This window comes from Thermoleptolyngbya sp. C42_A2020_037, assembly GCF_015272455.1.
Classification (GTDB): domain Bacteria; phylum Cyanobacteriota; class Cyanobacteriia; order Elainellales; family Elainellaceae; genus Thermoleptolyngbya.
In genome coordinates, this window is the sequence record NZ_JACYLP010000019.1 from 72,698 (window position 1) to 96,227 (window position 23,530).

Annotated in this window: 21 protein-coding genes; 10 read left to right on the top strand and 11 right to left on the bottom strand. The window is 56.9% G+C overall.

Going from position 1 to position 23,530, the window contains the following annotated elements:
- Positions 1–63 precede the first annotated feature (63 nt).
- Both IGS16_RS05935 and coaBC read left to right on the top strand, forming a co-directional pair.
- Positions 64–1,383, top strand: coding sequence for a four-carbon acid sugar kinase family protein (locus tag IGS16_RS05935; RefSeq protein ID WP_297084162.1), 1,320 nt, complete (start codon positions 64–66; stop codon positions 1,381–1,383).
- A gap of 40 nt (positions 1,384–1,423) precedes the next feature.
- Positions 1,424–2,635 (top strand): bifunctional phosphopantothenoylcysteine decarboxylase/phosphopantothenate--cysteine ligase CoaBC, encoded by a 1,212-nt coding sequence (gene coaBC / locus IGS16_RS05940; protein ID WP_297084164.1) that lies wholly within the window; start codon positions 1,424–1,426, stop codon positions 2,633–2,635.
- Between the two features lie 195 nt (positions 2,636–2,830).
- Here the strand turns inward: coaBC and IGS16_RS05945 are convergent, their stop codons facing one another.
- The 4 genes from IGS16_RS05945 to IGS16_RS05960 all read right to left on the bottom strand — a co-directional run bounded on the left by IGS16_RS05945 (position 2,831) and on the right by IGS16_RS05960 (position 6,293).
- Entirely contained in the window at positions 2,831–3,169 is a 339-nt protein-coding gene (locus tag IGS16_RS05945; protein ID WP_068516360.1) for a hypothetical protein, read from the bottom strand.
- A gap of 150 nt (positions 3,170–3,319) precedes the next feature.
- Complete coding sequence (locus tag IGS16_RS05950) at positions 3,320–4,054, bottom strand: fatty acid desaturase (RefSeq protein WP_297084165.1); 735 nt, start codon at positions 4,052–4,054, stop codon at positions 3,320–3,322.
- A 329-nt stretch (positions 4,055–4,383) separates the two neighbouring features.
- Positions 4,384–5,346 carry an orange carotenoid-binding protein gene (locus IGS16_RS05955; RefSeq protein WP_297084167.1) on the bottom strand — a complete coding sequence of 321 codons (963 nt, stop codon included), beginning with the start codon at positions 5,344–5,346 and terminating at the stop codon, positions 4,384–4,386.
- Between the two features lie 410 nt (positions 5,347–5,756).
- Positions 5,757–6,293, bottom strand: a complete 537-nt coding sequence (locus tag IGS16_RS05960; protein WP_297084169.1) for a gamma-glutamylcyclotransferase — start codon at positions 6,291–6,293, stop codon at positions 5,757–5,759.
- Positions 6,294–6,823: 530 nt separating this feature from the next.
- On the opposite strand from IGS16_RS05960, the gene IGS16_RS05965 reads away from it, so the two are divergent.
- Complete coding sequence (locus IGS16_RS05965; protein ID WP_297084171.1) at positions 6,824–7,375, top strand: HD domain-containing protein; 552 nt, start codon at positions 6,824–6,826, stop codon at positions 7,373–7,375.
- Positions 7,376–7,531: 156 nt separating this feature from the next.
- On the opposite strand, the gene IGS16_RS05970 is transcribed toward IGS16_RS05965, so the two are convergent.
- A complete protein-coding gene (locus IGS16_RS05970) occupies positions 7,532–8,779 on the bottom strand; it encodes a GDSL-type esterase/lipase family protein (protein ID WP_297084173.1) in 1,248 nt (415 codons plus the stop codon).
- Positions 8,780–9,091: 312 nt separating this feature from the next.
- On the bottom strand, positions 9,092–10,372 hold the full coding sequence (gene serS / locus IGS16_RS05975) for a serine--tRNA ligase (RefSeq protein WP_297084175.1): 1,281 nt from the start codon (positions 10,370–10,372) through the stop codon (positions 9,092–9,094).
- 25 nt (positions 10,373–10,397) lie between these two features.
- On the opposite strand from serS, the gene IGS16_RS05980 reads away from it, so the two are divergent.
- A complete protein-coding gene (locus IGS16_RS05980) occupies positions 10,398–10,586 on the top strand; it encodes a hypothetical protein (protein WP_297084177.1) in 189 nt (62 codons plus the stop codon).
- Between the two features lie 51 nt (positions 10,587–10,637).
- Here IGS16_RS05980 and IGS16_RS05985 read toward each other — a convergent pair whose 3' ends face one another.
- The gene (locus tag IGS16_RS05985) at positions 10,638–11,402 is read right to left on the bottom strand and encodes a sugar phosphate nucleotidyltransferase (RefSeq protein ID WP_297084179.1); all 765 of its coding nucleotides are present in this window, start codon (positions 11,400–11,402) and stop codon (positions 10,638–10,640) included.
- Between the two features lie 492 nt (positions 11,403–11,894).
- On the opposite strand from IGS16_RS05985, the gene IGS16_RS05990 reads away from it, so the two are divergent.
- The 3 genes from IGS16_RS05990 (at position 11,895) to dapB (ending at position 14,540) form a co-directional block, all read left to right on the top strand.
- On the top strand, positions 11,895–12,101 hold the full coding sequence (locus IGS16_RS05990) for a hypothetical protein (RefSeq protein WP_297084181.1): 207 nt from the start codon (positions 11,895–11,897) through the stop codon (positions 12,099–12,101).
- A 210-nt stretch (positions 12,102–12,311) separates the two neighbouring features.
- Entirely contained in the window at positions 12,312–13,682 is a 1,371-nt protein-coding gene (locus tag IGS16_RS05995) for an ATP-binding protein (RefSeq protein WP_297084183.1), read from the top strand.
- An 18-nt stretch (positions 13,683–13,700) separates the two neighbouring features.
- Complete coding sequence (gene dapB, locus IGS16_RS06000) at positions 13,701–14,540, top strand: 4-hydroxy-tetrahydrodipicolinate reductase (RefSeq protein ID WP_297084184.1); 840 nt, start codon at positions 13,701–13,703, stop codon at positions 14,538–14,540.
- Positions 14,541–14,585: 45 nt separating this feature from the next.
- Here the strand turns inward: dapB and IGS16_RS06005 are convergent, their stop codons facing one another.
- From IGS16_RS06005 to IGS16_RS06020, 4 genes are all read right to left on the bottom strand, one after another.
- Positions 14,586–15,140, bottom strand: coding sequence for a Uma2 family endonuclease (locus IGS16_RS06005; RefSeq protein WP_297084186.1), 555 nt, complete (start codon positions 15,138–15,140; stop codon positions 14,586–14,588).
- Between the two features lie 39 nt (positions 15,141–15,179).
- Entirely contained in the window at positions 15,180–17,678 is a 2,499-nt protein-coding gene (locus IGS16_RS06010) for an endonuclease MutS2 (RefSeq protein WP_297084188.1), read from the bottom strand.
- A gap of 248 nt (positions 17,679–17,926) precedes the next feature.
- Positions 17,927–19,408, bottom strand: a complete 1,482-nt coding sequence (locus IGS16_RS06015) for a hypothetical protein (protein WP_297084190.1) — start codon at positions 19,406–19,408, stop codon at positions 17,927–17,929.
- Positions 19,409–19,472: 64 nt separating this feature from the next.
- On the bottom strand, positions 19,473–20,687 hold the full coding sequence (locus IGS16_RS06020; protein ID WP_297084192.1) for a TonB family protein: 1,215 nt from the start codon (positions 20,685–20,687) through the stop codon (positions 19,473–19,475).
- 277 nt (positions 20,688–20,964) lie between these two features.
- On the opposite strand from IGS16_RS06020, the gene petN reads away from it, so the two are divergent.
- The 3 genes from petN to IGS16_RS06035 all read left to right on the top strand — a co-directional run bounded on the left by petN (position 20,965) and on the right by IGS16_RS06035 (position 23,509).
- The gene (gene petN / locus IGS16_RS06025; protein ID WP_068510235.1) at positions 20,965–21,054 is read left to right on the top strand and encodes a cytochrome b6-f complex subunit PetN; all 90 of its coding nucleotides are present in this window, start codon (positions 20,965–20,967) and stop codon (positions 21,052–21,054) included.
- Positions 21,055–21,105: 51 nt separating this feature from the next.
- Positions 21,106–21,270, top strand: a complete 165-nt coding sequence (locus IGS16_RS06030; RefSeq protein WP_297084194.1) for a hypothetical protein — start codon at positions 21,106–21,108, stop codon at positions 21,268–21,270.
- Between the two features lie 292 nt (positions 21,271–21,562).
- Positions 21,563–23,509 (top strand): primary-amine oxidase, encoded by a 1,947-nt coding sequence (locus IGS16_RS06035; RefSeq protein WP_297084196.1) that lies wholly within the window; start codon positions 21,563–21,565, stop codon positions 23,507–23,509.
- Positions 23,510–23,530 lie beyond the last annotated feature (21 nt).

Below are 23,530 nucleotides of genomic sequence, written 5' to 3' on the forward strand. Positions count from 1 at the left end.
GCAGAGCGATCGCGCACCAAAATCTGAGAAAATCATCCCCTGACCCCAAATTTCCAATCCCCCATGCAGCCCAAGATCATCGTCCTCGACGACGACCCCACCGGGTCGCAAACGGTTCACTCCTGCCTGCTGCTGACGCGATGGGACGTAGACACGCTGCGGCTGGGGCTGGCGGACGAGTCGCCCATTTTCTTTGTGCTAACCAACACCCGCGCCCTGACACCGACCCAAGCCGATGCGGTGACGCGGGAGGTGTGTCGCAATCTGAAGCAGGCGATCGCCCTAGAGGGCATTCAGGATTTTCTCATCGTCAGCCGCTCAGACTCGACCCTGCGCGGGCATTACCCCGTAGAAACCGATGCGATCGCCGAAGCGTTGGGTCCCTTCGATGCCCACTTCCTCACGCCTGCCTTTTTCGAGGGCGGCCGCTTCACCCGCGACAGCGTTCACTATTTGGTCATCAACGGCGTGCCCACGCCCGTTCACGAAACGGAATTTGCCCGCGATTCGGTATTTGCTTATCACCACAGCTACCTGCCCGACTACGTTGCAGAAAAGACCCAGGGGCGAATTGCCGCTGATCAGGTCGAGCGGTTCTTGCTAGCGGACGTGCGGGCGGGCGTGGCGGCGCGGCTGCTGGCGCTAAGCGGAAACACCTGCGGCGTGGTGGATGCCGAAACCCAGGACGACTTGAACCGCTTTGCGGCGGATGTGCTGGCGGCCGCCTCCCAGGGCAAACGCTTCCTGTTTCGCAGTGCGGCCAGTTTGCTGACGGCGCTGGCCAATCTGCCGCCCCAGCCCGTTGCCCCGGCAGACATGGCAACCTACGTGCGCGACGGCAAACCTGGCGCAGTCATCGTTGGCTCCCATGTGAAAAAAACGACAGAGCAGCTTGAGGTGTTGCTGCAAGCGCCGGGAGTTGTGCCCGTCGAGGTGGATGTCGCCAAGTTATTGCCCGATTCCCCGATGTCCCGCGACGCGCTGCTGGCCGACCTGCTGCACCAGGTTCACGCGGCCCACACAGCAGGACAGACCCCCGTTGTGTTCACCAGTCGCCAAGAGTTGACCTTCGCCGACGCGCAGACTCGGCTAGACTTTGGCATGGCGGTGTCGCGCCTGCTGATGGACATTGTGCGGGGGTTGCCCGCCGACGTGGGCTTCTTGATCAGCAAGGGCGGCATCACCTCCAACGACACGCTGAGCGATGGACTGGCGCTCACCAGCGCCCGCCTGCTGGGGCAGATTCTCCCCGGTGTGTCCGTAGTTCGCACCCCGCCCGACCATCCCCAGTTTCCCAATCTGCCCGTGGTGCTGTTTCCTGGCAACGTGGGCGATCGCACGTCTGTCGCCCAAGCCTATCAGCGGCTATCTCAACGTTCCTGAGCTTGACAAGCCATCCAAAATCGCAAATTCAAAATCGAGAATGGAATCTCCCAAAATTCTCATTGGCGTGGGTGGCGGCATTGCCGCCTACAAAGTGTGCGAGGTGGTGTCCACGCTGGCAAAGTCTGGCGCGGTGGTGCGCGTGGTGCTGACGGACGGCGCACAGCAGTTTGTGACCCCGCTCACCTTTGCAACCTTGGCCCGCCATGCCGCCTACACCGATGCCGACTTTTGGCAGCCCAGCCACGGGCGACCCCTGCATATCGAGCTAGGCGAATGGGCCGATGTGATGCTGATTGCGCCGCTGACGGCCAACACGCTGGGCAAGCTGGCCCACGGGCTAGCGGACAATTTACTGACCAATACGGTGCTGGCCTCGACCTGTCCCGTGCTGCTAGCTCCGGCAATGAATACCGACATGTGGGAGCAGCCGTCTGTGCAGCGCAACTGGCGATTGGTGCAGGACGATCCGCGATTTCATACGGCGGGGCCAGGGGCAGGACGACTGGCGTGCGATCGCCTGGGGGCAGGGCGCATGGCGGAACCCCCCGATTTGGTCGCTCAGTTGGAATCGCTGCAACACACCAGGGGACAGCGCGACCTAGCAGGCAAGCAGGTGCTAATCAACACAGGCGGCACGCGGGAATTTCTCGATCCGGTACGGTTTATTGGCAACCCCTCGACGGGGAAAATGGGGCTGGCGCTGGCCCAGGCGGCTCAGCATCGGGGCGCAACGGTGACGCTGGTTCATGGGCCAATGAGTGCAGAACTGCTGAAACGAGACGCGGGCGATCGCCGCATTGCCGTCACCAGCGCCGCCGAAATGCACCAGGTCATGCTGCACGAACTGCCCACCGCCGACTGGATTCTGCTGTCTGCCGCCGTTGCCGATGTGCAGCCCGCCACGACCTATCCCCACAAGCTGCCCAAGGCTGACCTGCCCACCGCCCTGCCCCTAGTTCCCGCGCCCGACATCGCTGCCGACTTGGGCCAGCGAAAACAGCCCCATCAGCGGCTCATTGGGTTCGCTGCTCAAACCGGGGACATCTTGACCCCAGCCCTAGAGAAACTGGAGCGCAAACAGCTAGACGCGATCGCCGCTAACCCCATCGATCTGCCAGATAGCGGCTTTGGCAGCGACCAAAATCAGGCCGTGTTTCTGGATAAAACGGGCAGAAAAAGGGCGATCGCGCCATGCAGCAAGCTCCAGATGGCGCATCGGCTCTACGACTTTGTGCAAAGCATAGAGTAACCAAATGATGGCTCGACGAAACGGCAGACAAGAAACGCCAACTCGCCCATCCCGTCCAGCGCTATCGCCTCATTCCAGCCCCATAACAGTTCTACAGCAGTCCCATAAATGAGAAACGAGTGGCAGCAGTATGAAATCTGAGAAGTGACCGCTTACCCGCCTCTTGGCTTTTGCAACCCGTCTAGAAATGACAGCTTAGAAATGACAGCCCATTCGCGTTAGCGCTGAAACTTTGGTCAACTTGTCTGTCGCAAGCCCTTCTAGCTCGTGCAGTTCCAGCCAACCCTCTTGAACCAACTGGGCAAACACAAAAATCAACACTGAATACCGATAGTCATACTTCCCTTCCAGGGCGTGTCGCCGCGCACTGAGGAAGTCATGAAGCGTCCACAGGTCATCCACTTCGCCGACCCCGTGGGCCCGCTCCCGCACTTCCTTCACCAACGCTTGGATTTCACGCTCATAGGCTCGCTCGAAGGCTGCCCGCGCTATCTCTTTCTCCGCCTTAGACCATTGGATATCAGTCGCTTGCATCTTAAAAGCCAAACCCCCCGCAGCAGCCAAAACCTATGCAGCAATTATTAACGCAACACATATCATAATGTAAACCTATGATACGTATAATCTCATAATTCTCAGAATTCGGGGAGGCAGTTTGCCAAAATTTCACCCATTAGGTAAAGGTCAGCGTTTTTCTCTGAAGCTTGGCAACTGATACCACGGAACCCTGGGAAACCGATGATGGAGTGGGTGATACTGCCCAAAGTGATAGCAGGTGAAAAACGACCAGAGCCATGGTCTCCACTGAGTTTGTGAAGGATTGAGCGTGCGATCGCCCGGCCGCAGCGACTCCGGCACTTGATGCCCCGATTCGCCACGATGGGGAAGATAGGTGCCAAACACAAACAGTTGCACCGAACTCAGCACAAACGGTAGCAGTACGAACAGAACGACCCGGCTCCAAGCCATCGGAACCACCTGGCTCATCCCCCACAGCAGCAGTCCCCAGCCGCCCAGCAGTCCCAAAATTGACGAAACCGAAAGGTACTCTCGAATAAATTTCGAATACCAGCAGAGCGGATGGGTATGCGTGCCGTCATGAAAGTCAGGATCGCGTGTTTGTTCGGGATAGCGATGATGCTGATGATGATTCGCACAGCAGGTTGAGTAGGCAATAGCGGCGTATAACCAAACGGCGATCGCCCCTATGCAGTGATTGATACGTCGGTGATTGGGCAGCAGATTCTGATGCATGGCATCGTGGCCAATTACAAACAGACCCGTATGCAAAAACGTGCGAAGTAGAACTGCGAAAACAACGCCGGGAACCGAAAGACTGGCAGAATCTACCAATAGAAACAACAGTAAACTGACAACCCAGCCTGTTAAAATAACAGCCGCAAGAAATATCCCAGCCACAGTGAGCTATCCATCCTAAAAAATCACCCATACTGAAAAGCGCCCTCTACATAAAGAGAGCGCATTATAAAGAGAGCGCATTAAAAAGCGCAGATTTAGAGCCGTTTGCAGAATCGATTTGAAAATGAACTTGCAAGTCAGTGGATAGACATCAATAAACTTTGTAGGATGCTGTCAGGCATCGCTGCAACATATTGCCTCGAAAGACCTTGATGTATTACGCCTCTGGCGCTCACACATCCACCCAATAATGAGATCTACCCACTCAGCGCAAACCAACTCCGTTCAATGAACCCGTCCCACAATGAACCCGTTCCCCATAGAAGAACTCATCGGGCGAGCTTGAGCAACTCCTTGGGAGAAGCCAAAAGGTCAATCGCTACGAAGAAAATCTTGTTTTCAGGATTCAGCAAAAAGCGCCATGCAATATTCATACCGACGCTCGCCCCAAACCAGGGCGTTTGCACTTTGCCCGTCACCTTGACCTGGGTATAGCCGTCTTCGGCGGGTTCAGAAATGCCCCGCTCTGGCATCAGTACCAAGTTTTGGCATTCTTCTCGAAAGAACCGCAGAATTGCATCTCGGCCTACAATCGGACGCTGGAACGGCGGTTGCAACGCACCATCGGGCGTAAACAGCGCAATCAGCGAACCAAAGTCGTTCGCATTCAGATTGTCCATGTACGCAAGAATCGTGGGATTGTCAACGCCTTCAATGCTGACTTTTGTGCGTTGAGAAGCCTCTTTGGGCGCTTCTAGGGGTTCCGCAACTCGCTCATACTCTCCTAATTTATTAGGATCAAATCCCATGTCTACGACTGCATTTCGGAGGATGGTGATTTGTTGTCCAGAGTCAAGTTCACGCAGCGTTTGCAGCACCGCTGACGCATTGGCCGATAGCTCATAATTGGGCGGGATAGGGGCAACGATGCCCTGCTCCATCCACTCGCCCAATTGATACCAAAATCCTAGCTTGATGTTGGGCGACCAGGATGCATAGGTACGACAGATTGGGGTATCTGCATGATTTGCCAGATCAAACATGACCTGCGTTTGTTCTGGGAAGCTCATCTGACGAATTTCGTTCAGCGTGGGTTCTGCGAACTGCATCCGTGCTGCGCCAGGAGCGGCCACAGTAACAGTTTTTCCCATTTCTAAATAGGCAAACCAAATCCAAGCGAGCTGATCTTCAGGGCTGAGCTGATTAAATCGGGCAATCGTTGCCGGGACGACATCAGCAGCCAATGTATTTGATGAGAAGATTCCACGAGCGGAATCAATTGTGAATGGCATATTCAGTCCACCTTCATACTTGATTAAAAATCTCCGAAGGATACAGAATCTGAAGCCTTCAAAGAGGACAGGCAGCGTATAAGAACGACACTCGATTTAAGTTCAAGTTCGCTTATTTTGCCCATCAGCACATTTGATGTGACTTGTTGACTTGGGTGAGGTGCTGAATCTAAAGACTCGACACCTATCACATCTACCTCTAAGCCTACAGAAACATGGGGACAAAATGCAAACCACAAAGAGATCCTAGAGAGTTTTGATAAACTCTAGGATTTCCATACTATTTCCTCAAGGTTAAGTGATTTTTATTTGTCAATTAGGAAAAGACTTTGTATCCAGCTTTCTTGACTTTTGGAGCGTTCTGAACAGGGTCTTTGAAAACAGTTTTAAGGAGGTTTTTAAGCAAAAAATTAGGCAATTTTGAGGCGATCGCCCCGTCCAAACTCCTGAAGCTGGTGCATGTGGTGGCAGAGGTGCCAGCAGTACGCTTCGGGCAGGCGACAAGTCACGGCTCCGCGCAGCACCACATTGAAGTACCAGTCGTTGGGGGCTTTTTCTTCGGGCAGCTTGTGCAGTGCGGTGTAGGTGCGGACGTTGTCGTAGGTGCGCCCGTTGGCCTGCACAGTGATGATTTCGTGGCGATAGCTGACCTCGCGAGCATCGAGGCGATCGCTCAACCGCAGCGGCAGCCGATATAGCACGCCTTCGACCGACGACTGCTCATCGGGTACCACATCCAGCACGCCACAGTCGCGAAATTTGGAATAGCAGAAAAAGCCCAGCCGATAGCCCCGCAGCGTGGCATGACCCATGACGTAGGCGTGCGTCGGCTCACCGAGCGATCGCTTCAAGTCCACCGGACACATACAAGAGCCGTAGGCAAAGTATAGAAACGAGGGTTCAACGGACTCAGGGGCAAGATGAAGTGGGCGATCGGCAAGGTTCATAGCACTCTTGAACGGAAATGAAGTCTCTACTGTCCGGCAGCCCCTTTATTAAGGGAACTTCAGGGGGATTGATTCGGCGGCAAGGCGCTCAAAGCGTCCTCACTTTAGCTTTTTGACTTTCGTTAAAGTGAGAGTTTACTAAATCGCCGCGCAGTTTGCAGAAACTTGGTTGACATTTTCCCTCCCAATTCTCCAGAATACCGGGAAGCCCGCCAGATTGTCCATAAACCCGACCGAAAAACCGTAGTTTAAATCCCGCCCAAACCTGAGCAATCCTGGCGAAGTGTTCTAGTGAAGTGTTCCAGTGAGGAAATAATACCGACTGAACACGGCGTTGCCAAGTAACGAGTCATGCAGGATGCCTGGTTTCGCTGAGTTGAGCTGTTGGGCGATCGCCCTGATGCCCATGCAGCCTGACCCAAAAAGCTGGGCATTCTGTAGAAGGAAGCGTATTTTACTCTGACTGATTGACCGTGACTAATTGACCGTGACTGATTGACCATGACTATTGCAACCAGGGAGGCTTGCAGATGAAAGAACAAAACCCAGCGGCCGCGCTGCTCTCAGCGATTCACTTTGCGGCAAATAAACACCGCGATCAGCGCCGCAAAGATGTGGACGCTTCGCCCTACATCAACCACCCGATCGAAGTGGCAGAAATTTTGGCGCGGGTTGGCGGCGTGAGCGATGTGATTACCTTGCAAGCAGCAATCCTGCACGACACGCTGGAAGATACCGAAACCACGCCAGCAGAACTGGACGCAGCCTTTGGCGTAGAAGTGCGGCAGGTCGTGGAAGAAGTGACCGATGACCGACAACTGCCCAAGCCGGAACGCAAGCAGCGCCAGATTGAACACGCGCCGCACCTTTCCGAGCGGGCCAAGCAGGTCAAGATTGCCGACAAAATCTCCAACGTCCGCTCTGTCACCGAAACACCGCCAACCCATTGGACACTGGAACGACGACTGGAATATCTAGACTGGACAGAAAAAATCATTAACGGGCTGCGAGGCGATAACCCAACGCTAGAAGCGTATTACGATCAGCTGTTGTCCGCTGGACGAGCTAAGATAAAGTCCTAGATCACTAACTTACTCGCTGAGGGCGATCGCCCCTGTTTCCCTCAGCATTGACATCCTTGGGCGATCGCCCACTTAACCTAAAAGCTGTCAGAATCGGAGCGCTGACGGCTAACCTCGACGTTTTGCAGCAGTTGTGCGGCGACAGACGCTCATGCCTCAAATCAGATAGCCAATCGCCCACTGCCAGAGCGCATAGCCCGTGCGGCTGAGGTGAATGCCGTCGGTGGTGAGGTCGCGGCGCAAAATGCCCGACGGCTCCTCGGCAAAGAAGCGCTGGAGATCGACATAGGCGACCTGTTGCTGGCGGGCGATCGCCTCCAAGTTTTGGTTTAGCGCAAAAATCCGCTCCGGCGGCAGGGCAGGCAGCCGCGTCGGCAAGATGGAATAAATCCAAATGCGGGCCTGGGGGTGCGTCTGGCGCAGGTCTTGCATGATCTGGCTGAGGTTATTTAACACCTCAGCATTGGATGCGCCGCGCCGCAGGTCGTTGATGCCAACCATCACATGAATATCGGCTGGGCGCGTGTCTTGAAACAGCGACAGCCGCCGCAGCACGCCCGCCGTGGTGTCGCCCGAAATGCCCTGATTCAGCCAGAAGCGATCGCGGCTAAGTTGCTCTACGGGAAACCACTGGCTAATGGAATCGCCCACCAGCACCGACAGTCGGTTGTTGCCCTGGCCGGCGGCCATCGCCCGCGCTTCGTAGCCCAGCAGAGTCACCCACTGTTCATAGGTTGGCTGTTCGGTCGCGTTGATCCACTGCTCTGCGAAGCTATCGGTAGCGATGCGGGTATACGTTTGCCCCTGCCGCAGTGCGGCCCACCGCTGCTGATACTGCTGGGCCCCGCTCTGGGGACGGATGCGGCGGGCGGGCGGAATATCTGTCAGCGTTGGCACGGGCGCTGAGGATGATGCAGCAGCAACCTGTACGGGCGATCGCCCCGCTGTCATGCTCCGAACGACGCTGGCTTGGGATGGGCGAGCTTGAGATCCATCGCGCTGGGCAGCAGCGTTCTGAGCAGCAGCGGTTTGCAGCGTGTTGAAACTGTGCGCTGGGGTAGAAGGCTGTGCCGTAACAGGCTGTGCCGCAGCCGTTTGCGCCAAGGCTGTCCGCTGGAATCGGGGCAAGCGCAAGACTCGGAGCGATCGCCGCCTGCCCGTCCAGGCTCCCCCCGTTTCAGCAGTCCGCAGGTTTTCCGCCGAGGCCTGCTGCGAAGACTGGCTAAATTCTGGCTGTACGACCTGATCTGTCGCAGCTTGCATAGGAACAGCAGCAGCTTTTGCGCCGGACACTCCCGCCGCATCGGCAGGCGGCGGCAGCACGGGCAGCAGATTTGCAGTGGGCAGCGATCCCGCATTTGCTCGACTCAGTAGCCCCGCCGCCAGCAATAGCAACTCACTCATGGCTCAATCATCCTGCACAGTACCTTTTTCTACTTGCAGGCGATCGCCCGCCCATCAGGAGAATTTAGCCAGAATCTGGCCAGAATCTAGCCACAAATTGGCTGCAAATCTGAAACTCAAGCCTGAAAAATCTCCCGCACCGAGTCTCCAGCACTGATTGCTAAAAGCCAGAGATCAGGGCTGATGTAGGCCTATGATTTGCGTTATACAGCATTTTCTTGCGGGGTGAGGCACATGCTGCCCTCACGAGGCAAGGGCTTATTGACCATCCGTGTGCCTCACTAGCTTCAAAAACGCTGTAGCTGATTTGCGTCATAGCACGTCGCGTCCCAGATAGGGTTGCAGCGCTTCGGGAACGGCAACGGTTCCATCCGGCTGCTGATAGTTTTCCAGAATGGCGGCCATGGTGCGCCCCACGGCAAGTCCAGAGCCGTTCAGCGTGTGGAGAAACTGGGTTCCCTTCTTACCGGCTTCTTTGAACCGGAGGCTAGCACGACGAGCCTGAAAATCGGTGCAGTTGGAGCAGCTTGAGATTTCCCGATATTTGCCCTGGCTGGGCAGCCACACTTCCAGGTCGTAGGTTTTTACCGAGGCAAAGCCCAAATCGCCTGTGCAGAGGGCAATCACACGATAGGGCAGCTTCAGCGCTTGCAGCACCCCCTCGGCCGCCTGGGTGAGGCTCTCCAGTTCGTCCATCGAGGTGTCTGGGTGAACGAACTTGAACATTTCCACCTTGTTGAACTGGTGCAGGCGGATTAGCCCCCGTGTATCTCGCCCATAGCTACCGGCCTCGCGCCGGAAGCAGGGCGTGTAGGCGCAGTGGTAGATCGGCAGGGCATCGGCTTCCAGGATTTCATCTCGGTAGAGGCTGGTGATGGGCACTTCGGCGGTGGGGGTGAGCCAGAGATCGTCGCGATCGCACTTAAAGCTTTCATCCGCAAACTTCGGCAACTGCCCCGATGCCGTCAGCGAGGCTGTGTTAATCAAAATCGGCGGCAACACCTCTACAAAGCCGGCCTGCGTGTGGCGATCGAGCATGAACTGGATCAGCGCCCGCTCCAGTGCCGCGCCTGCCCCCAGCAGTGTCACAAAACGGCTCTGGGCAATTTTCACCGATCGCTCAAAGTTCAAAATACCCAGCTTTTCGCCAATTTCATAGTGGGGCAGGATATCAGGATTAGTGGGAATGTATTCATCGCCCCAGCGACGAATTTCCACGTTTTCGTCTTCGCTTTTGCCGACAGGCGTTTCATCGCTGGGCAGGTTGGGAAACGTGAGCAAGAGTGCTTGCAGTTGTTCTTTGATCTCCTTCTCTTTTGGCTCCAGATCGCTCAGTTGCGCCTTAATCTGGTTGCCCTCTTCTTTGAGCGCCAGCACTTCGGCATCGTCGGGCTTGGCTCCCGATTTCATCTTTTGCCCCACCAGTTTGCCGATTTCGTTGCTGCGGGCCTGAAGCTGCGATCGCCCCACTTCTAGCTCACGCTGCTGCTGGTCTAGCGCCAAAATTGGCTTCAGGTCATACCCGCCGCCCCGCAGATCCAGCTTTGCCTGCACCTGCTCCGGATTCTCCCGAATTTGCTTGATATCCAGCACCGTTTTTCCCTGCCGTATTTTTTACTTGCTGTGGCATTTCACAGGATACAAGGATTGTGGGAGCAGCGTCACGGGGGGACAGCGTGTGGGGGCGATCGCCCACACGCAAGAGCAACTCCAGCAAGTGCAGCAGCAAGCCGAAGCCGAACGCGAACGGGCCGAAAAACTGGCAGAGCGCCTGCGATCGCTCAGCATTGACCCCAATGCTCTCTAGTTTTCAATTTTCAGTCTTCCGTCTTCAGTCTTCCATCTTCCATCTTCAGCACTATCCCTCCGGCGGCGTAAGTTGCCGAATCGCCCGTGCCAAGTCGTCTGGCGTGCCGACATCTAGATAGGAGCCATCGGGAAAGGCTTCTGCTTCGACGCGCAACCCCGCGTTGATTCCAGCCTGGATCACGTCGCCAATGGGAACTTCCGTTTCGGGAATGGGGCCGCTGACGAACTCATGCAAAAACTCGGTAAAGCGGGGCGACCAAACGGCGATCGCCCACATATATTTCAAGTCCGTCTGCTGCGGTTTTTCAACAATTTGCTGCACATACCCGATTTCATCAAACTGCACCATGCCCGCTTTGCGAAAGTTTTTGGTCGGAAATAGCCCCAGCACCACGTCCGCGCTCCCTCGCGCCAGCCGTTCTAGCAATGCGGCGTAGGCGTTTTCCGGCTGAAACAGGATGTCGGGAAACCCAATCGCCACGGTCGCGCCCTGCAAAAACGGGTAAGCCTGATCCAGCGTGTAGGGCACGCCGTAGGGCACCTGCACCGTCAGATAGCCCAGACGCATCTGCACCAGTGCGCCGTCGCCATAGTAGGCGGGAATATCCCACTTGCCTGGCCGCAAAATAAAAAAGGCTTTGGCAATCCCCGCCCGCTGCATTTTCTCCAGCAGATAGTGGCTGACGACTTTGGGAACAGTGCGCCCATCGGCACTTGTGCGAAAGCCCAAAGGGTAAAGCTCTTTACTTAGCGGCAGGGGCGAAAGCCGGGTCGCCTGTCCGCCAGCAGGCAGCAATCCGATGACATTGGACATAGGAATTCATCGAACTCATCACAGTACGGCAAGCCAGAGTCCGGCAAGTCAGAAACAGGATGGACTGAGCGCAGAAACCTCCTGTGTAAGGATACTGAGCTTTTTCAGTGCTTTTTCCAGTCCGCAGAAATGTCATGAAACTTTTATGAGATTTTTATATTTCCTTTAAGTTTCTGGGAAAGCTAAAAGCAGCTTTCTGCCAAAATACCTGATTTGGCAAGCCTTTAACAGGTCTTGAAACCGGATGCGAAAACTGGGCGATCGCCCCTCATAGAGCGCTGAACCGGGTGTTTGAGTCCGCATTTTCCGCAGCGATTTAGGAGCGAAATGGCACGATACACCGCCGATAGACATCCAGATTCGGTTTTTGCGACTTGCAGACCAAATTCAGTCCAGCGGTTGAATGCTGGAACCCTTGGGTGATCCCATCGGGGGATGGCGAAACCTTTGTAAATTTATGACCCTAAATGTAGTTACTTTTGTTGAGTTTCCATGAAGACGCAAGCAGGGTTCTCCATAGAATATGGGATTGGGGATGTTGCCAACCGGATTGTGGCAACGGGCAAAATCACCCGTGAAGACGAGCAAATGCTGCATCAGCTCATGATGTCGGATCTATATCTGGGCATGGAAGATATTCATCATATTCGCACTATCCTGGATCGTCTCCAGATGGGCTTGCTGCAAGTTGATGACTAAGGAGCTAAGCGGCGATCGCCCTTGGAGATTAGTGAAATCCGAAGCTAGTGAAATCCGAAGCTAAAGATCTCCTTTTGAGCGAGCAAATTTCATACATTTGCCTCATGGCAAAGAGATGTTAGCTCAATCTATTAGAGTGGGCATTCTCAAGTAGCGATCTTTATAGATTGCTTCATAGATTGCTTCAAGATTCGCCTCTCCTCCAAACCTATGGCAAACGTGCTGCACACGCTTTTGAGTTCGCAGGGCTATATTCCCCACGGGCACTGTTACCTGTGGCAACCCTGGCTGGTGTGGTTGCATGTTGTTTCCAATGCGGCGATCGCCCTGGCTTATTTCTCGATTCCCGCCTTGCTCCTTTACTTCATCGCCAAGCGCAGAGATGTTCCGTTTAACTGGATGTTTGTGTTGTTTGGAGCGTTCATCATCGCTTGCGGCATAGGACATCTGATAGATATCTGGACGATTTGGCATCCAAGCTACTGGCTGTCGGGTGTGGTCAAAGCGTTCACGGCTATCATTTCGATTTATACGGCGATAGAGCTAGTGCCGCTGATTCCTCAGGCGCTGGCGCTGCCCAGTCCGGCCAAGCTAGAAGCGGCGAATCGAGAGCTAGAACGGGCGCTGCGAGAGCTTCAGAGTACCCAGTCTCGCCTCATCCAGGCGGAAAAGCTTTCAAATCTAGGGCAGCTTGTGTCGGGCATTGCTCACGAAATCAATAATCCCGTTAATTTTATCTACGGCAATATCAATCACGTCAGCAGCTATACGCAGGAATTGCTCAATTTGCTGACGCTGTATCGAGAAACGGTTCCCCAGCCTGCGCCTGCTGTGGCAGAGGTCTTAGCCGACAGCGATCTAGAGTTTATTGAGAGTGATTTGCCCAAGACTCTTTCCTCCATGCAGATTGGCGCAGACCGGATTCGTCAGATTGTGCTGTCGCTGCGGAACTTTTCTCGCGTAGACGAAGCGGAAATGAAGCCCGTGAATATTCACGACGGCATCGACAGCACGCTGATGATTTTGCAGCATCGCCTCAAGCCAAAGGGCGATCGCCCCTGCATTCAGGTGGTGCGAGAGTATGGCGATCTGCCCAAAGTGGAATGCTATGCAGGACAGCTTAATCAAGTGTTTATGAACATCTTGAGCAACGCAATCGACGCGCTAGAAGAAGCCTGCGAGACGTATAAAGCCAATCAATCAAGCACGCTAGAGCGAATGCCCCAGGACAAAGCACCTGTCATCAAGATCTGCACATCCCTGATTGAACTTGACAATGCAGAAAAGCACGTTGCGATCTGTATTGCAGACAATGGCCCTGGCATTCCCAAAGCAGTGCAAGCCCAGATTTATGAAGCATTTTACACCACCAAGCCGCTCGGCAAAGGAACTGGATTGGGGTTAGCCATTAGCCATCAAATCGTCACAGAAAAACATCGTGGGCAACTAATTTGCCAGTCCGACACAGGGCAGGGCACGACTTTCTTGATTCAGATTCCGCTAAGACAGTCATGCGTTGCCCCAGAGCCAACGCGCACCGCAGCGAGAAATCCCGAACCGCTATACAATGCCAAATGTTGAGCAGAGAACCGTTTGGCTATGACGCAGGCTCCAATGACACAGGCTCCGATTCCGGTCGTGGTAAACGGCGCGACGGGCAAGATGGGGCGCGAAACCATCAAGGCGATCGCCGCCAGCAAAGACATGACCCTGGTAGGGGCGCTGGCCCGCAACCCAGAGCGGATTGGGCAGGACGTGGGCGAGGTGGCCGGCTGCGGCCTGCTGGAGGTGCCCATTCTCAACGACATGCAGGGCACGCTGGCGCTAGCATCGCAGGAAAAGCAGCCCGCTGTGATGGTGGATTTTACCCATCCTGACGTGGTGTATGAAAATGCGCGGGCGGCGATCGCCTACGGGGTGCGTCCGGTGATTGGCACGACGGGGCTGAGTGTGGAGCAACTTAACGATCTGGCAGACTTTGCTGACAAGGCGAGCATCGGCTGTCTGGTGATTCCCAATTTCTCGATTGGCGTGGTGCTGATGCAGCAGGCGGCGGTGCAGGCATCGCGCTATTTTGACCATGTGGAAATTATCGAACTGCACCACAACCAAAAAGCCGACGCGCCCAGCGGCACAGCGATTCAAACGGCGCAGCTTTTAGCGGAATTTGGCAAAGCCTTTAATCCGCCGACCGTTGATGAAACCGAGAAACTCCCTGGCGCACGCGGCAGTCAAACCGAAGATGGCATCCGCATCCACAGCGTCCGGCTTCCCGGTTTAATTGCCCATCAAGAAGTCATCTTTGGCGCACCAGGGCAGCTTTATACCCTGCGCCACGACACGAGCGATCGCGCGTCCTATATGCCCGGTGTGCTGCTCTGCATTCGCAAGGTGCTGGCGTTAAAATCGCTGGTCTACGGGCTAGAAAAGGTGCTGTAAGCCAAAGGGCGATCGCATTGGGTCATAGCAGCAAAATCGGCAACGCTATGGTTCCTCGTCAAACACGGGCGACCAGAGTTCGGCGATCGCCACCGACCATCCCGGCAGCAAATCTGGCAGCGTCAGCACATCTCCGTTTCGCAGGGTGATCGGCTCCTTGCCAGACTGAAACACCCTCACCGTCGAGTCTTCAGGGTTAATCAAAATTCCAACCTGCGTTCCCTGGGCCAAAAAATTTGCAATCTTACGTTCCAACTCTTCCACCGTATCGCTGGGTGACTTGACCTCTACCATCAGGTCAGGGGCAACCGGGGCAAAGTTGCGCGGGGCGCGGCGCAGTCGCTCAGCCCTGACAAAGGACACATCCGGGGCGCGGGTGTTGGAATCGGGCAGCGTAAACCCAGCGCTAGAACCCGTCACCCGACCCAGGCGATTTGGCTCTACCCAATCTGCCAGACGACGACCAAACCGAAAGGCGACTTCATCTGACTCATAGCCCGACGGACTCATAACCGTAATCTTCCCGTCTACAAGCTCCATCCGATAGTCACTGCCCAGTTTGGCTTGCAAGGCTTCCAGGTCTTTCACCGTCAGAGACATCGGCAACTCCTTGGCGTTCAGCGAGTTCCAGGCTCGTCTTCATTCTATATAAGCAACCGTCACGCCAGAGCCACCGTCTGCCTGCTCTGCCGCCTCAAAGCGCGACACCTGCGGATGCTCCTTCAGGAAAGCATGAACGCCCTGCCGCAGTTTGCCCGTGCCGTGGCCATGGATGATCCACAGGGGACCCGGCTGGGCGCTGGCGATCGCCCGTTCTAGCTCAATCTCTGCATCTGCCACCCGGCTGCCCCGCAGGTCGAGGGTGTTCTTTGACGTGCGAATCGCGGGGGCTTCGGGCGGCTTTTCCTCCGCAGATTTCTCTGACGGTCGCTTCTTTTCTGCGCTCTGGCCCTTGGCGGCCGATCCCTGCTCCTTGGCAGGCAGTTCAGCTTTTTCCCCTTGCAGCGACTCCACATCCGCCAGAGAAACGGTCATCTTCATCAGCCCAAAGCGGACGGTAAATTCGCCGCTGTCATCGGGATTCGTCAGCACTTCGGCAACCTGTCCCAACCGGGGAATACGGACGCGATCGCCCACTTTGGGACGAAATCCAGGCTTCGGTTTGGGTGGAGCCTGACGCGAGGGCAAGTGGCGATCGGCGAGGTCATTCAGGGCTTCGGTGGCCTGCTGGGCGGTTTGGGCCGTTTCGGGGCCGCGCTGAAGCTGGCGAATTACCCTAGCGATTTCAGCTTTAGCCTGGGCGATCGCCGCCTGCACGGCCTCTTCTTGCTGCTGTTGCAGTTCCCGTTCGCGCTGCCGCAGCATCTCCGCTCGTTGCAAGATCTCCTGATGCAATCGCTCCGTTTCTCGAATCAACTGATCCGCAGATTTTGTCTTTTCCTCCTGCTGGCGGCGCTGCTGCTCCAGTCCGGCAATCACGCGGTTGACGTCGCTCTCGGAGCCTGCGCCGATCTGCGCCCGGGCCGCCTCCACGATTGCCGGGTTGAGGCCGAGCCGCTGGGCGATCGCCAGCGCGTTTGAACGTCCCGGAATGCCCCAAAGCAGCCGATAGGTGGGGGATAGCGTCACATCGTCAAATTCCACCGAGGCATTCTCGAAGCGCTCGTCTTGATACTTCAGCGCCTTCAGTTCGCCGTAGTGGGTCGTGGCAACGGTTAAGGCGGCGTGATCGGCTAAGTAGCGGAGGAGGGCGATCGCCAGGGCGCTGCCTTCCGAGGGGTCAGTCCCTGCACCCACTTCGTCCAGAAGAACCAGAGAGGGGGTGGGAGTGCTAGAGCCTGCCTGCTGCTCAGCATCACCCGACAGTGCCGCCAAAATCCGGCCGATCCGGCGAATGTGTCCAGAAAAGGTCGAAAGGCTTTGCTGAAGCGATTGCTCGTCGCCGATGTCAGCCAGGACTTGGTGAAACCAGGGCATTTCCACGGGTTCGCGGGCGGGAACAAATAGCCCCACTTTTGCCATCAGCGCCGCCAGTCCGAGCGTTTTCAGCGTCACGGTTTTGCCGCCCGTGTTGGGGCCGGTGATGGCAACGACGCGGATTTGGGGCTGGATGACCAGATCGATCGGCACGACGGCCGGTCCCTGCTCGTGCTGATGCTGCCAGATGAGGAGCGGGTGGCGGAGTTGGCGGAGGGTAATTGGGGCAACCACAGACGCAGAGCCGTTGGCGGAGTCTCCAGAGTCCTGACTCCCAAATTCCACAAAACGCGGGGGATTTGCGCCGAGCCAGAGGGAATAGTGGGCGCGGGCGGTGGCCAGGTCAAGCGTCGTGGCGATCGCCAGCAGTCTTTCTAAATCTTCGTGAACGCCTGCAACCTGTTCGCTGAGGGCGCGGCGGACGGCTTCTTCTTCCACCTGTTCTTGCTTTAGCAATTGCCGAAGCTGGTTGCCGTAGCTGACGATGGCATTTGGCTCTACATAGAGCGTTGCGCCGCTGGTGGAGGTGTCGTGGACGATGCCAGGGATGATGTCTTTGTGGGAAGACTTGACGGGCAGCACAAAGCGATCGCCCCGCTGAGTAATCAGCGCTTCCTGCACGGCGTTGCCGTGGCGCTGCAAAATGCCCTGCAAGATTTGATAAATGCGATCGCGCTGCTGCTTAAGCTGCTCGCGGATGCCGCCCAATTTAGCACTGGCGCGGTCCATAACCCGGCCGCGCTCGTCGATGCAGCGGTGGATTTCTTGCTCTAGTTCGGGATAGGTTCGCAAGTCCTCAACCAGGGCATTGAGCGTGGTCAGGTCGGGATATTGGTCAATCGTGCGGCGGAGGGTGCGTGCGCCAGAAAGCGTAGTGGCGATCGCCAGCAAATCGTCTCCACTCAAGATGCCTTGCAATGCAGCCCGTTCCAGCGCGTCGCCAATGTCCTGAATACCCTCGAAGCTAAGCGAAACCGGCAGCGCGGTTTCAAGCTGATAGACCTCGCGGGTTTGCGCCAATAGCGCCTCGCTCTTGGTCTGGGTATCGGGAATTCGCAGATCTTGCGCGACTCTTGCGCCCAATTTCGTCGCAGCAAAGGTGGCGAGATGCTGGCACAGGCGCGGCCATTCCAACAGATTGAGGGTTTCAGCTTGGATCAATTGCGGCTTAGGTCTGGAGACTATTCCCAATTATCAGGGATCTAGAGCGTGTCAGCAATTTCGCCCAACGGAGCCAGGCCAATTCTCCCAACGGGCACTCCGAACGCAATGGGTAAATACCTCGCAACCCGCAATCCAAAATCCAAAATCCCAACTCGCAGCCTGCATCTAGCGATCCAAAATCCCAACTCGCAGTCTGCATCTAGCAATCCAAAATCGATATGGTCTTCTGCCCTCAAGCACCGGGTTCAAGCACTAGGAAAGTAATGCCGCAGCACCGCTTCATAGGCTTCATTCACCCGCTGGGCCAGTTCCTTGCTGCCGCCAGTATCGGGGTGTGCTGTTTTCATCGCCTGCTTGTAGGCGCGTTTGAGCGATTCCGGCGTGATCGGGGTAAAAGGGCCCAAATTCAGCAGAGCCAAGTAATCGGGAATCGTATTGCCGGGGCGCTTGGCGTAGTGGTGGCTGCCGTGGGTCGATCCGGCCGACTGTTGCCCTGCTGACTGCTTTTCCCGCAAGAGTCGTTCGACAACCGTATCGAGAGCGGCGATCGCCTCTGGTTCCCAGCCAAACAGATGAAACACATCGGGGAAGCGGGCGGCTTTTTTGCGGAGGCGCTGCAATGCGGGCAGCCAGGATTGCTGGGGGTGTGTCGCCGTTTGCCAGAGCGCATCGTAGGCGCTGAATCCGCCCAGCTTGTAGATGTAATAGCGATCGCCCGTGCGTGCATCAACATGACAGCCAAACTGCTGCAACACGTCCGCCCCGGCATAGCCAATGCCCTCCTCACTGTGGATCATCTGGTGCAGTTGCGCCAACACGGGATGCAGCCGCCGGGCCCAGTCCAGTTCGCACAGCGCCACCCAGTCTGGCGTGTGGAACAGAGGCGTTTCGGCGTTGGCTTCACGATGGCTAGCGCTGTATTGCTCATAGTCGCCCACCGTGCCCCAGGTTGCCTGGATGCGCTGCTGCCATTCGGTCTCGGTCTGCGGGTCGGGCAGGTCTTCGGGCAGGTCGAGCTGCGCCTGAATTTGCTCGAGCTGCGCCTGGATCTGGTCGAGCCGTTGCCCAAAGTGGCGCGTGGTGGCGGCCATCTGGCTAGCCAGCATCTGGGCAAAGCTGGCTGCCTGGGCCTCCAGCAGTTTTTGAATTTGCGGGGCAGAAAGTCCGGCGGCGGAACCGTTTGAAGCGCTGTTTGAAGCGCTGTCTGCGACGCTGCCTGCCCTCTCCCGCAAGCGACTTTCTACCGCCCGCTGATGTTCGGTCAATTCCACCAAAATATCGCTGAGGGCCTGCACTTGCCGTCCCAGGTCATCGGGGGCTGCTCCCGAACGGGGGCGATCGCCCTTTCCTGCACTGGCTTGTGCGGGGTTGTCAGTCACACTTCCCAGCGGCAGCGGCAATTGCGACTCGCGGCGGCTGGCAGACGGGTTGCCATAGAGCAGGCGATCGCCCCCCTCCGGTTTGTAAATCAGCAGGTCAGCCGCTTCATCTAGCACGCCGCCGCTAAAGACCAGCGTGATGGTTCCCGGCCCATAGCTCACCTTGCCGCTGTGCCAGTCTTCCAATAGCGGCGCACAGTAGGACGAGACGGGAAACTCCGTCGGCTGGGTCACTACTCGCGCCCCGGTTTTGGTCGCCCGCAAGTAGCGCCCCGCCAACTCGGCGATCGCCCCTTCCAGATGCTCGGATTTAATCGCGGTCGTCACCCGCAGCGATTTAGGATTCATGCTTGAATCTTAGCGAGTGTCAGATTTTAGGAGGCGGCTTTCGGGCTTCAGGCGGCAAACGGACTCACTCTTTAGCGCCTGGATCGCGGGCCGCCGCTCCCGGTTCCACCAAATTGTAGTTAAACGTGAGGTTGACGCGGATGCGATCGCGCGTGGCGGTGGCAGGAAACGGCTCAAACGGGGCGGACTGCTGCACAGCGGCGATCGCAGCGGCATCGGCATCGGCAAAGCCAGAGGGTTCCGCAAGCTGCAAGTCGAGCAGGTTGCCTGCGCGATCCAGGGTGAGCCGAATCGTGACGCGGTAGGGTCGATCAATCGGCACCTGCTGCCAGACTTCCTGCACGTCCCGGTTGAGTTGGTTAACGTACTCGCCCCACGCAGGGTCGCGCTGGGCGGAGAGTCCCGGCGGATTGGCCGCCGTCGTGCGGTCTGGGTTGGCGATGCCGTCTAGTCCCTGACCGGGGGGTGGCGGCGCAGCGGCAGGGTTGCCAGCAACGACCACTTCTGGCAAGGGCTGGGGTGGCTGAGGCGAGACGGGCAAAAAGTCTGGTGGGGGCGGCAGTGCGGCTTCCCAGAGCGGCTGGGGGGGCGGCAATGGCGGCCGGGCCAGGGGCGAGGGAATCGATTCTGGCGGCGCAAAGGGAGCCGGACTCAGCGCGGGCAAACCGTTGGGGGTCGGAGCCGCCGGGGCCGCCGCCACTGGCGTCGCCGCAGGGCTGGGAGAGGCAGCGGGCGGGGGAGGGGTGGACGGGACGGGAGCCGGAGCAGCGGATGGGGCGATTTCCGCAGGGATCGCTTCACGAATCGGGCTAGGAGCCGGGGCAGGCGCGGCAGGGGCGATCGCCGGGCGGCTGGCATGGGCAGCGGGCTGCGGCAGGGCTTTTTCGGACTGATCTTCCGCGGGGGCGAGCGCCGCAGTTCCTTCATCCAGCGCAGTCCCCTTGCTGCCCGCTAGCGTCACCGCATCCTTCTGAAACTCCACAGCCTTGCCCGCATTGGTGGGTAAAACGTCCACCTTTTCGCCAGTCGCTTTCTGAGACACCTGGGCGCGGCGCAGCGCAGCTTCTACCGCTCCCGTTTCAGGAGCATCCAGGTAAACAAACTCGATTGGCTGGGCAGGGCTGGGCAGCTCAACCTGTGGCGGCTCCGGCAGTTGCCACGCGACCCAGCCTGCGGTCACCGCGCCCGCATGGAACGCTGCTGCCGCCGTGACGTATAAGACCAAATGCTTGCGTTGGCGCGTCATCACCCGCGACCGATAGCGCCCCAGTCGGCTCATGCTTCTCCTCACCCCGCCCAGGCGCAAGCCCTGTAAATCTGCGAGTTACTGTAATCAAACCACAGGACGCGGCCGATCTGACGGCTTTTTTTTCCGCAGAAATACCCAATTTTTCTAAATCACGCGGAACAATTGAGAACGGGAAATCGCTGTTCAGACCGTTACCGCCCCAATTTCCGATCGCATCCTGGCTGGCAGGGGACTTCAGGAATGCTGTCCTTTTGCCGTAAAATAGGAGCTTGAAATCATTTGCACCCGCTGTGTTTGAGATTTTGCTATGGATATTTTGACGTTGGGATGGGTTTCTTTGCTGGTTCTATTCACGTTTTCAATCTCGCTGGTGGTTTGGGGGCGCAACGGTTTCTAACTGGTCTAACTGGATTGATTAAGACTTCCGTCCAGATTCACAATTTTTGCAATGACCCTTGATACGCTTGATGTGTCTGCCCTGAGTCTGTCCCCGCTGAATGTGTTGGCGGTGCTGGCGGCGCTGCTGCTGGTCAGCGTGACCGGCGGGGTGATTTATTTAACGGCTGTAGAATGGCGCGATCGCCGTCGCCAAGACCGCGAAAAGCGAAGCTGATAGCCCGACTCAGCAATACCTTGCTTCCCGAAGAGAGCCAATAGGAGAGCCAGTTGACCCTGATCAACCTGGCTCTTTTACATTTTGCGTCCCTTTCTCTCCTGTTCCCAACACGGCTTTTCTGCTGCCCGCTCCCGCTTCGCAACAACGCACACCACAACCCCTCACAGAATTGAGTATCTTCAGAGATTGGGCTTCTTTGCGCCAGCCCAATGAAGGCCCGGCCACTGGTCGCCCTGAACTGACGACCTATTTTGATGTTGAATTTCTAGAATCACCTCCCCAATTTTGTATGACCACAACCCGCGAAACACCTGCCTCTTCCAATCCTCAGGCTCTTGCATTACATCCTCTAGAACCCTTAACGGCTGCCGAAATTACCCAGGCAGTTTCTTTGCTGCGGCAGCAAAAGAACGTAGGCGACAGTTTCCGGTTTCCCTCCGTCACGCTGCGTGAACCGCCCAAGGCGCTGGTGCAGGCTTATCAACCGGGCGATCGCCTCGATCGAGAAGTCGCGTTTGTCTTGCTAGACAATGCAACAGGGCAAACCTACGAAGCGGTGGTTTCCCTGACCCAGGAACGGGTCATCACCTGGAAACCTGTGCCAGGAGTGCAGCCCAATATCATGGCCGACGAGCTAGTAGAGTGCGAAGCCGTCGTCAAGGCACACCCCGACTTTCACGCGGCGCTGGCAAAGCGGGGCATCACCAACCTGGATTTGGTGATGGTCGATCCGTGGGCACCGGGCAACTTTGGCTTTGAGGACGAAAAGGGTATCCGCTTTTCGCGCTGCCTCTGCTATCTCCGCGCCACGCCCGATAGCAACGCCTACGCCCGCCCCATCGACGGACTGATTCCGGTGGTGGATTTGAACAAAATGGAGCTGATCCGCATTGATGACTTGGGCGTGGTGTCTGTGCCGCCAGAGCCAGGGGAATACGAAGCCCGCTTTATGCGGGAGTTTCGCAGAGATATCAAGCCGCTACATATTACCCAGCCCGAAGGCCCCAGCTTTCAGGTCAACGGGCACCACATCCGTTGGCAAAAGTGGGATTTTCGCATTGGCTTTACTCCCCGCGAAGGGCTAGTGCTGTATTGCGTCGGCTACGAAGACCAGGGACGGCTGCGACCGATTCTCTATCGCGCTTCGATGGCAGAAATGGTCGTGCCCTATGGCGACCCGCGCCCGCAGCACTATCGCAAAAATGCGTTTGACGTAGGTGAACATGGCGTGGGGCTGCTGGCCAATTCCCTTAAGCTGGGCTGCGACTGTGTGGGCGAGATTTACTATTTTGACGGCGTGCTGACCAACAGCCGGGGCGAGGTGTCGGTGATTGAAAACGCCATCTGCCTGCACGAAGAAGACTTTGGAATGCTGTGGAAGCACACCGACTGGCGCAGAGAGAGTGTGGAAGTGCGGCGATCGCGCCGTCTGGCCATTTCCTTCATCGCCACGGTGGACAATTATGAATACGCCTTTTTCTGGTACTTCTACCAGGACGGTAGCATCCAGTTTGAAGTCAAGCTAACAGGCATTTTGCTTTGCGCGGCGCTGGCAAATACACCGAAGTATGGCACGCTAGTTGCCCCAGAGTTAAACGCCACCAACCATCAGCACTTTTTCTGTATGCGGCTGGACTTTGACCTGGATGGCACAGCGAACTCCGTCTACGAAGTCAACACCGAAGCCGAGCCGATGGGCCCCGAAAACCCAATGGGCAATGCGTTCTATGCCGTCTCGACGCTGCTGACGACCGAGCAGCAGGCCCAACGCCTGATCGACCCCTTCACTGCCCGCTACTGGAAAGTGGTGAACCCCAACGTCACAAACCGCCTGGGGCAGCCTGTCGGCTTCAAGCTTGCGCCCGGAGAAAACGTGCTGCCCTTTGCCCACCCCGACGCACCCATCATGAAGCGGGCTGGCTTTATGGGCAAACACCTGTGGGTCACGCCCTACGACCCTGCTGAGCGCTATCCGGCTGGAGACTATCCTAATCAGCATCCCGGCGGCGAGGGCTTGCCCCAGTGGACGCAGGCGAACCGCTCGATTGAAAATACCGACATCGTGGTTTGGTACAACTTTGGGCATCACCACATTCCTCGCCCAGAGGATTGGCCCGTCATGCCAACGGCTTACTCTGGCTTTATGCTCAAGCCCGTCGGCTTTTTTGATTGCAACCCAGCGCTAGACGTGCCGCCTTCTGAACCCAAGCACGCTTGTCATCAAAATGGGCATTAAAAGCTAGAACCCTTGGTGTTA

Coding starts and splice junctions, on each gene's coding strand:
- IGS16_RS06015 (WP_297084190.1), bottom strand. CDS start 19,408: ATGAATCCTAAATCGCTGCGGGTGACGACCGCGATTAAATCCGAGCAT.
- IGS16_RS06005 (WP_297084186.1), bottom strand. CDS start 15,140: ATGTCTCTGACGGTGAAAGACCTGGAAGCCTTGCAAGCCAAACTGGGC.
- IGS16_RS06020 (WP_297084192.1), bottom strand. CDS start 20,687: ATGAGCCGACTGGGGCGCTATCGGTCGCGGGTGATGACGCGCCAACGC.
- IGS16_RS06030 (WP_297084194.1), top strand. CDS start 21,106: ATGACCCTTGATACGCTTGATGTGTCTGCCCTGAGTCTGTCCCCGCTG.
- IGS16_RS05965 (WP_297084171.1), top strand. CDS start 6,824: ATGAAAGAACAAAACCCAGCGGCCGCGCTGCTCTCAGCGATTCACTTT.
- dapB (WP_297084184.1), top strand. CDS start 13,701: ATGACGCAGGCTCCAATGACACAGGCTCCGATTCCGGTCGTGGTAAAC.
- IGS16_RS05945 (WP_068516360.1), bottom strand. CDS start 3,169: ATGCAAGCGACTGATATCCAATGGTCTAAGGCGGAGAAAGAGATAGCG.
- petN (WP_068510235.1), top strand. CDS start 20,965: ATGGATATTTTGACGTTGGGATGGGTTTCTTTGCTGGTTCTATTCACG.
- IGS16_RS05935 (WP_297084162.1), top strand. CDS start 64: ATGCAGCCCAAGATCATCGTCCTCGACGACGACCCCACCGGGTCGCAA.
- IGS16_RS05995 (WP_297084183.1), top strand. CDS start 12,312: ATGGCAAACGTGCTGCACACGCTTTTGAGTTCGCAGGGCTATATTCCC.
- IGS16_RS05985 (WP_297084179.1), bottom strand. CDS start 11,402: ATGTCCAATGTCATCGGATTGCTGCCTGCTGGCGGACAGGCGACCCGG.
- IGS16_RS05955 (WP_297084167.1), bottom strand. CDS start 5,346: ATGCCATTCACAATTGATTCCGCTCGTGGAATCTTCTCATCAAATACA.
- IGS16_RS05960 (WP_297084169.1), bottom strand. CDS start 6,293: ATGAACCTTGCCGATCGCCCACTTCATCTTGCCCCTGAGTCCGTTGAA.
- IGS16_RS05990 (WP_297084181.1), top strand. CDS start 11,895: ATGAAGACGCAAGCAGGGTTCTCCATAGAATATGGGATTGGGGATGTT.
- IGS16_RS06035 (WP_297084196.1), top strand. CDS start 21,563: ATGACCACAACCCGCGAAACACCTGCCTCTTCCAATCCTCAGGCTCTT.
- IGS16_RS05970 (WP_297084173.1), bottom strand. CDS start 8,779: ATGAGTGAGTTGCTATTGCTGGCGGCGGGGCTACTGAGTCGAGCAAAT.
- coaBC (WP_297084164.1), top strand. CDS start 1,424: ATGGAATCTCCCAAAATTCTCATTGGCGTGGGTGGCGGCATTGCCGCC.